Below are 14462 nucleotides of genomic sequence, written 5' to 3'. Positions count from 1 at the left end.
GACGACACGGGAGGTGCCATGTCCACGGTAACCGTTTCCGCCTTCATCGAAGCGCAGGACGCCGACCTCTGGCGCCTGCTCACCGACCTTCCGGCCCGTGCCGACTGGCTCTCCGCGGTCGGCGCGGTCGAGGTGCTCACCGCCGGTGGGTTCGGGCCCGGCACCACCTGGCGGGAGACCCGCCTCCGACCGGACGGCGGAGCCGAGCCGGAGGAGTTCGAGGTCGTCGAGGCCGTCGCGCCGCGCCGCCTGGTGCTCGGCTCTCCCGGGTCCGGCGTCGACTACCGGATCACCTTCACGCTGCGCACGGTCGAGCGGCGGCGGCGCGGCTGCACCGAGGTCACCGTCGAGCAGGAGGCGGTGCCCACCCGGCCGTACGGTCGGGTGCTGGCGCTGATCCTCGGCGGCCTGGCCGCCCGGGCGGTGGAGGGCGCGCTCCGGCGTGACCTGGCCGACCTGGCGCTGGCCGCCGGCCCCAGCCGCTCCACCGAGGCCGCCTGAGCCGAGGGTCGGGCGACCGGATCGCGGTCGTGCCCCGGCCGGTAGGGTGCCGGGGCGGAGGTGGCGGATGGCGAAGGCCGGCAGGCGGCGGGCCGTGGTGGCGCTGGTGGCGGTGCTGGCCGTCGCGGCGTCGGTCGCCGTGGTCGTCCGGGTGCTGGCGCCGGCCGAGGTCGAGACCGAGGCCCGGGGCGCGTACCCGGAGGCGACCACACCGACCGCCGGGGTGATCGGGCGGCTGCCGGTGGCGCCGCTGGTCGTGGACGGCCGGCTCCGCGTCTACGCCGGCACCCGCCAGGTGTACGCGGACCAGCCGGTCACCGGTCGGCACCGGGTCACCCCGTTCTGGTCCTACCGACGGTGGCCGGCGACGCTGGTCGGCGTGCTGGCCGAGGGCACCACCGTGGTCAGCCGCTGGTCCGACGGGAAGCTGGTGGCGCTGGACGCGCGTACCGGCCGGGTGGCCTGGCGGGCCGACGGGCCCGAGCCGGGGTCGGTGCCGAAGCCCCGCCGCACGTTCGCCGCCACGGTCTGGGATCCGGCCGGCCTGCACGTGGCCCGCACCGCCGACGGCCGCGACGTGCTGCTCGCCGCCGGTCCCGGCGCGGTCGGCGGGTACGCGTTGACGGACGGCCGCCGACTGTGGCGCGCCGACGTCGGCCGGGGCTGCCGGGTCGACGTGGGCAGCACCGCGAGCGGCGAACTCGTCGGCGTGGACACCTGCGACGGACCGGCCGCGCTCGAGCTGCGGGACGCGGCGACCGGCGTGGTGCGCACCCGCTGGCGGCCACCGGACGCGCCGGACCGACTCGTGGTCACAGCGGTCGGCTGCCACTACGGGCACTCCGGCTGCCGTGGCCTGCGTACCGCCGGGCCGGACGGTGGGCGCAGCCGGGGCTGGCTGGTGACGGATCCCGGCGAGCCGACCGCCGCGCCGGGCCTGGACGGGCCGGCGTCGGTGCTGGACGGCGAGCGGGTGGTGGACACGTCCGGCGGCGTGGTGACCGGGCGGTCCCCGCGTACCGGCGAGGAGCTGTGGCGACGGGCCGACGTCCACCCGGCCCGGGTGCTCGCGGTCGAGCCGGGACGGGTGCACCTGCTGACCGACCGGCGGGAACTGGTCACGCTGGACCCGCTCACCGGCGCGACCCGGTCCGAGTTCGTGCTGGACGTCGGGCGGGACGGGATCGGCTGGCAGCCGGGCCGGGCGTACGCGGTGGACGGCTACGTCGCGGTGGAGCGGGTCCGCGAGGACGCCACCCCCGACGACGACGACCAGGGCTATTACCTGATGGCCGAGTCGGTGCTGCTCGCCGCCACCTGATCGGCCGGCCGGTGAGAAGGGGCCCCTTCTCGACGCCAGGCGTTAAGCAGGGGCCCCTCCTTACCTCTCAGGCGAGCGCGGCCTCGGCGGCGGCCAGGAACGCGTCGTTCTCCGCCGGGGTGCCGATGGTGACCCGTACCCCGTCGCCCGGGAACGGCCGGACGATCACGCCGCGCGTCTCGCACGCCCGGCCGAACTCCACGGCCCGATCGCCCAGCGGCAGCCAGACGAAGTTGGCCTGGCTCTCCGGCACGTCCGGCACGAACTTGCGCAGCGCCTCGGTGACCCGGTCCCGTTCGGCCACCACCAGCGCGCAGCGCCGCTGCACCTCGTCGGCCTGGGCGAGCGCGGCCAGCGCGCCGGCCTGGGCGGCCATGCTGGTGGAGAACGGGGTGACCACCTTGCGGACGGCGGCGGCCACGGCCGGCGCGGCCACCAGCCAGCCGATTCGCAGGCCGGCCAGGCCCCACGCCTTGGAGAGGGTGCGCAGCACCGCCACGTTCGGCCGGTCCAGGTAGCTCAGGCCGTCCGGCACCTCGGCGTCGGTGACGAACTCCCGGTACGCCTCGTCGATCACCACGAGCACGTCGTCCGGCACCGCGTCGAGGAAGCGGTCCAGCTCGGCCTTGCGCACCGCCGTACCGGTGGGGTTGTTCGGGTTGCAGACCAGGATCATCCGGGTCCGGTCGGTCACCGCCGCCGCCATCGCCGCGAGGTCGTGCCCGTGGCCGGCGTCGTTCGGCACCCGCACGCTGGTCGCGCCGCTGGTCGCCGCGATGATCGGGTACGCCTCGAACGAGCGCCACGAGTAGAGCAGCTCGTCGCCGGGCAGGCAGGTGGCCCGCACCAGGTGCTCGGCCAGCGCCACCGAACCGCAGCCGGTGGCGATCCGGTCGGCGTCCACGCCGTAGCGCTCGGCGAGCGCCTGGCGCAGCGCCACCACGCCCATGTCCGGGTAGCGGTGCGAACCGGCGACCGCCTCGGCGACCGCCTCGACCACGCCGGGCAGCGGGCCGTACGGCACCTCGTTGCTGGCCAGCTTGATCGCCTCGGGCAGGCCCAGCTCCCGGGCCAGGTCGGCGGGGCTGCGGCCGGGCACGTAGTTGGGCAGCGCGTCCAGGTCGACGCGGGTGAGCCGCGGCGCGGGCTGGTGACGTCCGGTCTCGGTCATGGATTGTCTCCCGGGGGGTCGGCGCGGTCGCGCGGGGCGGTACGGGGGTCGGGCCGGTTACGGGGGAGTTGGACCACCACGGTCTGCGCCCGCTTGTCGTGCAGCGCCTGGCGCAGCGGCTGGTCGAACAGGGGCGAGACGGCGTCCACGAACTGGAGCAGCAGGCCCAGCCCGCAGCAGTACCAGAGCAGGGTGGGCATCCCGAGCGTGCTCCAGCGCCGGAAGGCCCGGCCGAAGCCGAGCGGCTGGTCCGCCTCGACCGGCAGGGCGCGTACGCCGGCCACCCGCTTGCCGAACGTCTGCCCGCGGGCCGCCATCGACGGCACCTCGTACGCGAACCAGAGCGCGGTGGCGATCAGCAGGATGGCGACCTGCAACCCGCCGGCCTGGTCGTCGATCTGGGGCAGCCCCTCGGTCGAGGTGTCGCCGTTCAACGCCCGGCGCATCGTCTCCCGCAGGTAGGGCTCGATCGCCTCGAAGTAGCGCCAGACGAACCACCCGTTGACCAGCACGTTGAGCAGGAACACCACGCCGAGGTCGATCAGGCGGGCGACCAGCCGGGCGCCGTACGAGGCGAGCGGCAGCCCATGCGGGCGCGGCACCGGCGGCCGGCCCGGCCACTGCGGGTACGGCCAGCCCGGCGGCGGTCCCTGCTGACCCGGCTGCCCCTGCTGGCCCGGCCACGGTCCGGCCTGGCCCGGCTGGCCGTGCTGGGGCGGCTGTCCCGGCCACGGTCCCGCCTGGCCCGGCTGTCCGGGCTGCCCTGGCCACGGTCCCGCCTGGCCCGGCTGTCCGGGCTGCCCTGGCCACGGTCCGGCCTGGCCCGGCTGCCCCCACCCCGGGCCGGGCTGCCCGGGCGGGACCGGCCCGGCCGGCTGACCGGTGGGGCCACCCGCCGGGCCGGAGGTCGGGCGGTCGGCGGCGGAGCCGGTGGCCGGCGTCGCGACGGCCGGTTCGGGCTCGGCGGGCGGTGGGCCGTCGGGCGGGGTGACGTCGACCGGGATCGGCGCGCCGATCCAGCCCTCCCCGTCCCACCAGCGGCGGGTCTCCGGTTCGGCGGGGTCGACGTACCAGCCGGGTTCCAGACTCACGGACATGCCTCGCGGTGCTCGTTCACGCTCACGGTGCCCCTTCAGTTCGCGACTGCGGGGCTCGCAGGCCCGGCTCGCTCCTCACGCTCACGGTGCCCCTTCAGTTCGCGACTGCGGGGCTCGCAGGCCCGGCTCGCTCCTCACGCTCACGGTGTCCCTTCAGTTCGCGACTGCGGGGCTCGCAGGCCCGGCTCGCTCCTCACGCTCACGGTGCAACCTTAACGACGACCGTGCCGGCAGCCTTGTCATGCAGGCACTGCTGCCAGGGCTTGTCCCAGAGCTGCCAGAGACCGTCGAGGTAGTTGAGGAACGGCACCAGCGAGGCGGCGACGAACTCGACCAGGTAGCGCTTGCCGAGCATGCCGCGGGTCAGCGTGGCGTCGGGCCGGGCCGGAATGATCCGCAGCTTCATCACCTTCTTGCCGAGCGTCTGGCCGGTCCGGCGGGCGTACTCGACGTGGTAGAGCCAGTAGAAGACCAGCAGCAGCAGGAACAGCCCCAGCTCGGCCAGGAGCACCGGCAGGAGGAAGTCGCCGAAGACGACCCAGGGGTCGGGCTCGGCCACCGTGCCGTCCGGGCCGGGCGCCGGCATCCGGTCGATCATGCGGAGGAAGAGCCAGATGAAGACCGGCGTGAAGAGCACCATCGCCACCGCGGAGGCGACCGCCGTGTCGATCAGCCAGGCCACCAGCCGTTCGCCGAACCCGGCCAGCGGCTGGCCGTTCGGGGCCAGCGCCGGTGGCGCGAACGCGACGTGCGGGGCGTACCCGGGAGGTGGGGGATAGCCGGGGAGGCCCGCGTACGTCGGCGGGGTGTGTTGCGCGGGCACCGCCGGGCCGGTCGGCGGCGCGAAGCCGCCGCCCACGGGCGGGGGCCCGGCGGGCGGCGGCGTCGTGTTCGGGGGAGGCTGGGTCACGCGGACAGTGTCACAGATTGCCGCGCTTCTCCTGCTCCCGCTCGATCGCCTCGAACAGGGCCTTGAAGTTGCCCTTGCCGAAGCCGAGGGAGCCGTGCCGCTCGATCAGCTCGAAGAAGACGGTGGGGCGGTCCTGCACCGGCTTGGTGAAGATCTGGAGCAGGTAGCCGTCCTCGTCCCGGTCCACCAGGATCTTGCGGGACTGGAGCTCCTCGATCGGCACCCGCACGTTGCCGATGCGGGCGCGCAGCTCCGGGTCCTGGTAGTAGGAGTCCGGGGTGTCCAGGAACTCCACGCCGGCCGCCCGCATGGCGTCCACGCTGGCCAGGATGTCGTTGGTGGCCACCGCGACGTGCTGGGCGCCGGGGCCCTGGTAGAACTCCAGGTACTCGTCGATCTGCGACTTCTTGCGGGCCACCGCCGGCTCGTTGAGCGGGAACTTCACCTTGCGGGTGCCGCTCGCCACCACCTTGCTCATCAGCGCGGAGTAGTCGGTGGCGATGTCGTCGCCGATGAACTCGGCCATGTTGCTGAAGCCCATGACCCGCTTGTAGAACTCGACCCACTCGTCCATCCGGCCCAGCTCCACGTTGCCGACCACGTGGTCGACGGCCTGGAAGAAGCGCTTCGGCTGGAGGCCGGCGTCGATCATCGGCTGCCGGTCCACGATCGGGCCGCGGGCCACGAAGCCGGGCAGGAACGGCCCGGTGTAGCGGGACCGGTCGATCAGCGTGTGCCGGGTGTCGCCGTACGCGCCGATGGACGCGATCCGGACGGTGCCGTGCTCGTCGCTGACGTCGTGCGGCTCCAGCAGGCCGGTCGCGCCCTGCGCGGTGGCGTGCGCGTACGCGGCGTCCACGTCCGGCACCTCCAGCGCGATGTCGGAGATGCCGTCGCTGTGCTTGGCCACGTGCGCCTCGCCGTCGGCGCCGGGGCGGACCACGCCGGTCAGCACGAACCGGGCCGACCCGCTGGTCAGCACGTACTGCGCGTGGTCCCGGTAGCCCTGCTCCGGCCCCCGGTACGCCACGCAGGTCATGCCGTAGGCGGTGGAGTAGTAGTGCGCCGCCTGCTTGGCGTTGCCGACCAGGAAGTGCAGGTGGTCGAGGCCCTTGACCGGGAACGGGTCCCGGCTGATGTCGTGGTCGACGGCGCCGACGAGAACGTCGGCGTCGACCTCCTCGGTCGACTGGGGTCGGTCGATCGCCTGGGTCATGGTGGCCTCCCTCGCGTACCGGCCGGCCTCGTGGGCCGCCGTGGATGTGCTTCCGGCGAGCATCGCCGGACGCCCGGGAATTGGGCAATAGTTGGCGGTATTCCTGGTCAGGTTGCACATTTGGTACCGTTGACCACCGTGAACACTGGTCAGGATGTACAGCTCGACGAGCTGGACGCGCGCTTGATCGAACTGCTCGCGGAGGAACCCCGGATCGGGGTGCTGGAGTGCTCGCGCCGGCTCAGCGTGGCCCGGGGCACCGTGCAGGCGCGGCTCGACAAGCTGGTCGGGCGCGGCGTGGTGGGCGGGTTCGGGCCGGAGATCTCCCCGGCCGCGATCGGCTTCGGGGTGACCAGCTTCGTCACGCTGGAGATCAGCCAGCGGCACGGCCACGACCAGGTCACCGCGCACCTGGCCGCCATCCCGGAGGTGCTGGAGGCGCACACCATCACCGGCTCCAGCGACCTGCTCTGCCGCATCGTGGCCCGGTCGAACACCGACCTCCAGCGGGTCATCGACCAGATCGTCGCCTCGGAGGGCATCCGGCGCGCCTCCACCATCATCGCGCTGGCCGAGCAGATCCCCTACCGCACGTTGCCCCTCGTCCGCTCCGCGGCCGAGGGGAAGGAAGGGCCCCCGCTTAACGCATTCGGTAGAGGCGGGGCCCCCTCTTAACACCTCGGGCCGGGCAAGAAGCGGCGCGACACGCCCCGCACGGAGCCCGGGGAACGGTGATCGTCGCTACCGTGTCCGGTGTGAAGGGCCTAGGCGTACGCGGCTGGTTGCTGCTCGGGCTCATCACCGTGGTCGTGCTCGCCGCCACCGGCGTCTGGAATCCCTTCCCCGGCCTGTGGGACTGGGTCGACCGGAGCAAGCCGATCTCCGAGCCGGACGTGGTCTGGCAGCAACGCGTCGGCGGCACCCCGCGCAGCGTCACCATCGCCGGCGACACCGTGATCGTCGAGCAGCGCACCCGGATCGAGGCCCGCAAGCTCGCCGACGGCAGCCAGCTCTGGGAGCGCAAGGCCGACTGGTCGGCGGTGGCCGGCAGCGGCCAGGGGTCGGTCGTCGCCGTGGGCAAGCTGCTCGACAAGGGGTACGAGGTGCTCGACCCGACCACCGGCGTGACCCGTCGGCGCGACGATCGCGCGGTCGCCGTCTGGACGTACCGGAACCTGCTGCTCGACGCGTACTGTGTGCAGGCCACCGACTGCACGCTGCGGGCCTGGGAGCCGCGCGGGACCGCTCCGCTGTGGAGCGCGTTCCTGCCCGGCGTGCACAGCGGCCTGCTCGCCGACAACCCGGAGCTGCTCGGCACCCGCCGGCTGGGCGCGACCCGCATCGACGGCGGGGTGGCCGGGCCGGAGTCGGTCCCGCCGCTGCTCGGCTTCCCGGTCGACGGCCGGGTGCACGTGGTGGACACCGCCACCGGCCGGGTGCTGCAGAACGTCCAGCCCGGTCGGGAGGAGCGGCTCGCGGTGGTCGGCGGCCGGCTGCTCCGGATCGCGGCCACCTCTCGCGACGGGAGCTGCTATTTCGTCATCACCGCCGTCGACCCGGCCACCGGCCAGCAGGTGTGGCGGCGGGCCGGGGTCAACCTGCGGACCGCGGACGCCGCCGGCTGCGTGCAGCGGGAGGACCCGCAGGGCGCCCGCAACGTGCTCATCGGGGTGGCCCCGGACGGCCGCGAGGCGGTGCTCGACGGCTACGACGGCCGACTGCTCCAGGTGGGCGCGGAGGGCGAGAAGCTGCTCGCCGTCGACGACCGGTACGCGGTGGTGCGCAGCGCCGACAAGGATTCCCTGCTCGGCCGCGAGCTGTCCGCCGACCGGACCCGGTGGACCCGCCCGGCCGGTCAGAAGAGCGGCGCGGCGCTCACCCCGTACGCGGTGGTGATCACGGAGGAGAAGCCGTCCCGGCTGGTCGCGGCCGAGCCGCGCGGCGGGCGGGTGCTGGCCGAGCTGCGCACCTCGGCGAACGCGCTGGCGGTCGGCCCGAACGGCATGATCATCGGGGAGGGGCGGGAGATCGGGTACGTCCGCTGGGGCGCCGGCGGCACCGGTGCGCCGCCGGCCGACCAGGGCGCCGTGCCGGTGCCCGACCCGGGTGACACCTGGCGTCCCCCGAGCGACCAGGACGACTGCGGGCCGAAGAAGGAACTCTGCGCCGACGGGAAGTGACGCCGGGTGAGATCGGCGTCCCAGGACCCACCGGCGGGTGTCACCGATCGACCGCTCTGCCCTAGGCTTTTCGGTCATGAGCAGTGCTGCCGCCTTCTCGTACGCGCCCCTCCTGCCGACCGGCCCCGACCAGACCGAATATCGCCTGGTCACCGACGAGGGCGTGGACGTCGTCAACGGCCCGGGTGGCCGCCGCTTCCTCACCGTGGAACCGGCCGCGCTGACCGCGTTGACCGCCGAGGCCATGCACGACATCGCCCACTTCCTGCGCCCGGCCCACCTGGCCCAGCTCCGGTCGATCATCGACGACCCGGCGGCCTCGCCGAACGACCGGTTCGTCGCGCTCGACCTGCTGCGCAACGCCAACATCGCGGCCGGGGGCGTGCTGCCGATGTGCCAGGACACCGGCACCGCGATCGTGATGGGCAAGCGCGGCCGGCACGTGCTCACCGACGGCGCCGACGCGGAGGCGATCTCGCGCGGCGTCTACCAGGCGTACACCCGGCTCAACCTGCGCTACTCGCAGCTCGCGCCGCTGACCATGTGGGACGAGCGGAACACCGGCAGCAACCTGCCGGCCCAGGTGGAGCTCTACGCGGAGGACCCGGACGGCCACCCGGACGCGTACAAGTTCCTGTTCATGGCGAAGGGTGGGGGCTCGGCCAACAAGTCCTACCTCTACCAGGAGACGAAGGCGCTGTTGAATCCGACGCGGATGATGCAGTTCCTGGAGGAGAAGCTGCGGCTGATCGGCACCGCCGCCTGCCCGCCCTACCACCTGGCCATCGTCATCGGCGGCACCTCCGCGGAGTACGCGTTGAAGACCGCCAAGTACGCCTCCGCGAAATACCTGGACGCGCTGCCCACGCAGGGTTCGATGAGCGCGCACGGTTTCCGCGACCTGGAGCTGGAGGCGGAGGTGCTGGAGCTGACCCGCAACTTCGGCATCGGCGCGCAGTTCGGCGGGCGCTACTTCTGCCACGACGTCCGGGTGGTCCGGCTGCCCCGGCACGGCGCCTCCTGCCCGGTCGCGATCGCGGTCTCCTGCTCCGCCGACCGGCAGGCGGTTGCCAAGATCACCCCGTCGGGCGTCTGGCTGGAGCGACTCGAGACCGACCCGGCGCGGTTCCTGCCCGACGTCACCGACGAGGCGCTCGACACCGAGGAGGTCGTCCGCGTCGACCTGAACCGGCCGATGGGCGAGATCCGCGCCGAGCTGTCGAAATACCCGGTGAAGACGCGCCTGTCCCTGACCGGCCCGCTGGTCGTCGCGCGGGACATCGCCCACGCGAAGATCGCCGAGCGGCTGGACGCGGGCGAGCCGATGCCGCAATATCTGCGCGACCACGCGGTCTACTACGCCGGTCCGGCCAAGACGCCCGAGGGCTACGCCTCCGGCTCGTTCGGCCCGACCACTGCCGGCCGGATGGACGCCTACGTGGAGAAGTTCCAGGCGGCCGGCGGCTCGCTGGTGATGCTGGCCAAGGGCAACCGGTCCGCCCAGGTCACCCGCTCCTGCCACACCCACGGCGGGTTCTACCTCGGGTCGATCGGTGGCCCGGCCGCCCGGCTGGCCCAGGACTGCATCAAGCACGTCGAGGTGCTCGAATACCCGGAGCTGGGCATGGAGGCGGTCTGGCGGATCGAGGTGGAGGACTTCCCGGCCTTCATCGTGGTCGACGACAAGGGCAGCGACTTCTTCGCCGAGGTCACCAAGCCGGTGCTCACCGTCGGCCGCCGCTGACGCCCGCTTCGACCCGCCCGGTTCCACCTTCCGACATCGGTGCGCTCGCCCGACCTCGCGGCCGGACGGGCGCACCGCCCCCGTCGGATGTCGTCACCGACAACCCGCGACGAGTCTGGACGGCGTCGCTGTCGATCCGCTATCAGATCACTATCGCCTCGACGCGTCGTTCGGGGGCATCCTGGCGGCCGTCTCGCTCCCGGACAAGCGCGCCCCCATCACGAACGGCAGGTAGAGCTGTCTCGAATGCCTCCGCCGTTCAGCCTCGGATGTAGGGCTGGCATCATCATCTGTGAGCGGTCCCGGGTCACCGGTCACGCTAGGCGGCAGCTACCGGAAGGAGACGGCGTGTCCTCTTGGGACGATCTGCTGGGTCACGCGTTCGGGCTGATGCTCGGCCGGCCGCTGGCGGAGTTCGACGCGGCGGGGACGTACGCGGTCTTCCACTACGACGACGAGACCGCCGGCGAGGTGCTCGAGGACCTTGATCCCGCAGAACTCGTCGCCGACGTCAACGGAAGGTCAGGCGACAACGGCGGTGACTGGCTCTACCCGGACCGCTGGATGGACGACCTGGCCAGGTCGGCGTTCATCGCCACGGAGGTGCGGCCCGCCGCGCTCCAGCCGCTGCTCACCGGCACGACTGACGACGGCCGGGCCATGGTGTGGGGCAGGGACCTCGGCAGGGCGCTACAGGCTGGCTCGCTGAGTCTCGACGAGCTCAGCCCCGACGGCTACCGGCAGTATCCCCATCTGCTCCTGCGGCCGCGGACGGACGGCTCGCTGCTGGACGCGATGCGGACGGCGACGTGGACGATGAGCGCTCCCGACGGCCTGTGCGACATCGGCGACAGCCTCGTCCAGGAGGGGTATGTCAAGCCCGAGGTGAGTGTGGTCGACCCTCGCTGGGAATCGGCCCTGGACCAGGTCGGCGACGATGCGCTGCGACGGCACCTCCGCGGGCTGTGCCTCGACGCTCACTGGGCGCGGATGACCGGCGCGTACTACCTCGGCCCCGGTGAGTGCCCGCACGATTTGCGGCCGATCGCCGACCTGCCGGGCAGCAAGGTGATCGCCGGTTGGGAGTTCGGTGAGGGCCAGGGCGCCATGGCCGTCGTGCTCCTGAGTGAGCCCTACAGCCGGTAGCGCCGGGCTGCCCGCTCGACTGCCCCACGCCACCGCGACCGCTTCCAGGTCGCCCGCCGCCAAGACGGTGTGACGGGCATGCCGACGCGTCAATGTGTGCCAGAGCCGTTCGGTGACCAGCGGGTTACGCTGCAGTAAGTGCACAAGGGGCGTACGGGGGCGGCGCATGCGGTTCGGGATCCTGGGACCACTGCGGGTAGGCGGCGGTGAAGCCACCGTCACCGCAGGTCGGGACCGGGTCGTGCTCGCCCTGCTGCTGTTGCGCGCCGGCCGCGTGGTGCCGTCCGACGAGCTGATCGACGCCGTCTGGGAGGAACGCCCACCGGCCACCGCCAGAGCTCAGCTGCAGATCTGCGTGTCGCGACTGCGACAGCGCCTCGCGGTCCTGGGGCTGCCGCCCGACGTCATCGTCACCGATCCGGTCGGCTACGGCATCCGGGTCGCGCCGGACGACCTCGACGCCGACGTCTTCGGTCGGGCGGTCGACGCCGGGCGGGCCGCGGTCGCCGCCGGCCGGCCCGACGAGGCGCGACGTCACTACCGGACCGCGCTGGCCCTCTGGCGGGGGCCCGCGCTCAGCGGCATCACCAGCCGGAGCGTACGCGGGCGGGCGCAGGCCCTCGACGAGCAGCGACTGGCCGCGTTGGAGGAGTGCGTCGAGATCGAGCTGCGCCTGTGGCCGGCGGCCGACCTCGTCGACGAGCTGGCCGAGAGCGTCGAGCGGAACCCGCTGCGGGAGCTGCTACGCGGCCAGCTCATGCGCGCCCTCGCCGCGGTGGGCCGGCAGGCCGACGCGCTCGCCGTCTACCGCGAGGGCCGCCGGGTGTACGCCGAGGAGTTGGGCATCGAGCCCGGTCCGGAGCTTCAGGACCTGCACCAACGGGTGCTCGCCGGCGATCTGGCGCTGGGCGTCCCGGAGAACCGGTCCACCACGCCGGTCCGCTCGCTGCCCCGGGCGATCAGTGACTTCACCGGCCGTCAGCAGACCGTGGTCCGGCTGGTGAAGGAGATCGAGGAGGACCGGGTCCGGGTCCAGCTCATCGACGGCATGGCCGGCAGCGGCAAGACCACGCTGGCGGTGCACCTGGCGGCCGCCCTCGGTGACCGCTACCCGGATGCGCATCTCTTCGTCGACCTGCACGGGCACAGCGAGCGCATGCCGCTGACCCCGGCGGCGGCGGTGGCGGTCCTGCTGCGCCAGCTCGGGGTGCCGCCGGAGCGGATGCCGCTGGACCTGGCGGACCGGTTGACGCTGTGGCGTACCGAGCTGGCCGGCCGCCGCGCGCTCGTGGTGCTCGACAACGCGGCCGACACCGCGCAGGTCACCCCGCTGTTGCCGAACGGCCCGGACTGCCTCGTCCTGATCACGAGTCGCCGCCGGCTGGTCGGGCTGGACGAGGGCCGCCCGTCGTCCCTGCCCGTCCTCGATCCGGAGGAGGCGGTGGAGCTGCTCGGCCGGATCGGCGGCCGGGACCGGGTCGCCGCCGAACCGGAGGCGGCCGCCGAGGTGGCGCGGCGCTGCGGGCACCTGCCGTTGGCCCTGCGGCTGGCGGCGGCCCGGCTGGCGCACCGGCCCCGCTGGCGGGTCGCGGACCTGGCCGAACGGCTGGCCACCAGCCCGGATCCGCTGGCCGAGCTGGCCGCCGGGGAACGTTCCGTCGGGCAGGCGTTCGCGCTCTCGTACGCCCAGGTGTCGCCCACGGCGCAGCGGATGCTCCGGTTGCTCGGCCTGCCACCGGGGGGTGGTTTCGACAACCGGGTGGCCGCCGCGCTGGCCGAGATCTCGCTGGCCGAGGCGCAGGATCTCCTCGACGAGCTGGTGGACGCGCACCTGGTGGAGGAGGGCGAGCCGGGCCGCTACCGGCTGCACGACCTGATCCGCGAGTACGCCCGGACGCTGCTCGCCGAGCCGGACCGGGCCGCGGAGCGCCGGACGGCCCTGGAACGGCTGCTGGACCATCACCTCGACGTGGCGATCGCCATCGCCCGGACGATCGAGTCGGCGGGCAGCCTGCGGTCCCTGCCCACCAACCCGCCGCGCCGGCCCGATCTGGTCGCCGCCTCGCTCCCGCAGGGCCGGGCCTGGTTCGACGAGCACGCGGCGCTGTTGACCGCGCTGGTGCAGCTCGCCGAGGCGGAGGGCTTCCTGCGGCACTGCTGGCAGCTCGCCCGGGCCTGCTGGCGGGCTAACTTCGACAGTGGACACCTGGACGACCTGCTGGAGACGCACACCGTCGGCCTGCGCGCGGCCGAGGCGCTCGGCGACGAGGCGGCGGTGGGCACGATCTACAACTACCTGTCCTCGGTCTACTACCGGCAGGCCCGGTTCCCCGACGCCATCCGGCTGATGCGGCAGGCGCTCGAGATCCGTCGCCGGCTCGGGCTCCGCGACGAGATGCGGGTGTCGCTGTGGAACCTCGGCGTGTCCTACTCGGCGAACGGGGACCACCAGCAGGGGATGGAGTGCTTCGACGCCGCGATGCAGATGATCCGCGGCGCCGACCACACGGCGGAGCTGGCCAACCTGATCAACAACGTCGCCTACGCGCTGCTGGCGGCCGGCCGCCATGCGGAGGCGCTCCGCCTCAGCCGGTCCCACCTGGTGCTGGCGCGGCAGAACGGCGATTTCCGGCAGTTGGCGAACGCGGTCGCGCACACCGGCATGATCCGGCACCGGATGGGTCACCTGGAGCCGGCCCGCCGGCTGCTGCGGGTCGCCCTGCGCCTCAAGAAGACGTACATCGGCCGGTACGGCGAGGCGGAGGTGCTCAACGAGATGGGCGTCCTGGAGCGGCGGGTCGGTCGGCCCGAGCGTGCGGCCGACCTGCACCGGGAGGCGCTGGTGGTGGTGACCGACTCCGGCGACCGGATCGGTCAGGGCGCCTCGCGCAACCTGCTCGCCCAGGCGTTGCTCGACCAGGGTGACGTGGCCAGCGCGCTCGACCTGCACCGCCGGGTGCTCGCCGACGCCACCCGGCTCGGCGCCCGCTACGAGCAGGCCCGTGCGCTGGACGGCATGGCCCGCTGCCTGCGCGACACGGATGCCGAGCAGGCCCGCCGGTTCGCCGGCCGGGCGCTGGTGCTGTTCCGTCAGATCGAGTCCCCGGAGCAGCGGGCGACCGAGGAGTTGGTGGCCGAGCTGGGCTGAGGGCCGCGTCGCTTTCCCTGCGTACCGG

Annotated in this window: 11 protein-coding genes; 7 read left to right on the top strand and 4 right to left on the bottom strand. The window is 73.4% G+C overall.

What is annotated here, in order from left to right:
* Positions 1 to 18 precede the first annotated feature (18 nt).
* On the top strand, positions 19 to 501 hold the full coding sequence (locus ACH495_RS09205) for an SRPBCC family protein (protein ID WP_396857181.1): 483 nt from the start codon (positions 19 to 21) through the stop codon (positions 499 to 501).
* Positions 502 to 568: 67 nt separating this feature from the next.
* Positions 569 to 1822 (top strand): PQQ-binding-like beta-propeller repeat protein, encoded by a 1254-nt coding sequence (locus ACH495_RS09200; protein ID WP_396857180.1) that lies wholly within the window; start codon positions 569 to 571, stop codon positions 1820 to 1822.
* Positions 1823 to 1889: 67 nt separating this feature from the next.
* Here the strand turns inward: ACH495_RS09200 and hisC are convergent, their stop codons facing one another.
* From hisC to hppD, 4 genes are all read right to left on the bottom strand, one after another.
* Entirely contained in the window at positions 1890 to 2993 is a 1104-nt protein-coding gene (gene hisC, locus ACH495_RS09195) for a histidinol-phosphate transaminase (RefSeq protein WP_396857179.1), read from the bottom strand.
* Positions 2990 to 4084 carry an RDD family protein gene (locus tag ACH495_RS09190; protein WP_396857342.1) on the bottom strand — a complete coding sequence of 365 codons (1095 nt, stop codon included), beginning with the start codon at positions 4082 to 4084 and terminating at the stop codon, positions 2990 to 2992. The genes hisC and ACH495_RS09190 overlap by 4 nt, the downstream gene beginning before the upstream one ends.
* 205 nt (positions 4085 to 4289) lie before the next feature.
* Positions 4290 to 5000, bottom strand: a complete 711-nt coding sequence (locus tag ACH495_RS09185) for an RDD family protein (protein ID WP_396857178.1) — start codon at positions 4998 to 5000, stop codon at positions 4290 to 4292.
* Between the two features lie 10 nt (positions 5001 to 5010).
* Positions 5011 to 6216 carry a 4-hydroxyphenylpyruvate dioxygenase gene (gene hppD / locus ACH495_RS09180; RefSeq protein WP_396857177.1) on the bottom strand — a complete coding sequence of 402 codons (1206 nt, stop codon included), beginning with the start codon at positions 6214 to 6216 and terminating at the stop codon, positions 5011 to 5013.
* A gap of 138 nt (positions 6217 to 6354) precedes the next feature.
* On the opposite strand from hppD, the gene ACH495_RS09175 reads away from it, so the two are divergent.
* The 5 genes from ACH495_RS09175 to ACH495_RS09155 all read left to right on the top strand — a co-directional run bounded on the left by ACH495_RS09175 (position 6355) and on the right by ACH495_RS09155 (position 14434).
* On the top strand, positions 6355 to 6891 hold the full coding sequence (locus ACH495_RS09175; RefSeq protein ID WP_396857176.1) for an Lrp/AsnC family transcriptional regulator: 537 nt from the start codon (positions 6355 to 6357) through the stop codon (positions 6889 to 6891).
* 71 nt (positions 6892 to 6962) lie between these two features.
* On the top strand, positions 6963 to 8396 hold the full coding sequence (locus tag ACH495_RS09170; protein WP_396857175.1) for a PQQ-binding-like beta-propeller repeat protein: 1434 nt from the start codon (positions 6963 to 6965) through the stop codon (positions 8394 to 8396).
* Between the two features lie 76 nt (positions 8397 to 8472).
* Positions 8473 to 10140: a fumarate hydratase gene (locus ACH495_RS09165; protein WP_396857174.1), complete on the top strand. Its 1668-nt coding sequence runs from the start codon at positions 8473 to 8475 to the stop codon at positions 10138 to 10140.
* A gap of 348 nt (positions 10141 to 10488) precedes the next feature.
* The gene (locus ACH495_RS09160; protein WP_396857173.1) at positions 10489 to 11286 is read left to right on the top strand and encodes a hypothetical protein; all 798 of its coding nucleotides are present in this window, start codon (positions 10489 to 10491) and stop codon (positions 11284 to 11286) included.
* Positions 11287 to 11452: 166 nt separating this feature from the next.
* Positions 11453 to 14434 (top strand): BTAD domain-containing putative transcriptional regulator, encoded by a 2982-nt coding sequence (locus tag ACH495_RS09155; protein ID WP_396857172.1) that lies wholly within the window; start codon positions 11453 to 11455, stop codon positions 14432 to 14434.
* Positions 14435 to 14462 lie beyond the last annotated feature (28 nt).

The sequence above is a fragment of the Micromonospora sp. NPDC018662 genome, from assembly GCF_044391475.1.
Classification (GTDB): Bacteria; Actinomycetota; Actinomycetes; order Mycobacteriales; family Micromonosporaceae; genus Micromonospora.
This window is presented reverse-complemented; position numbering and strand designations above follow the sequence as displayed.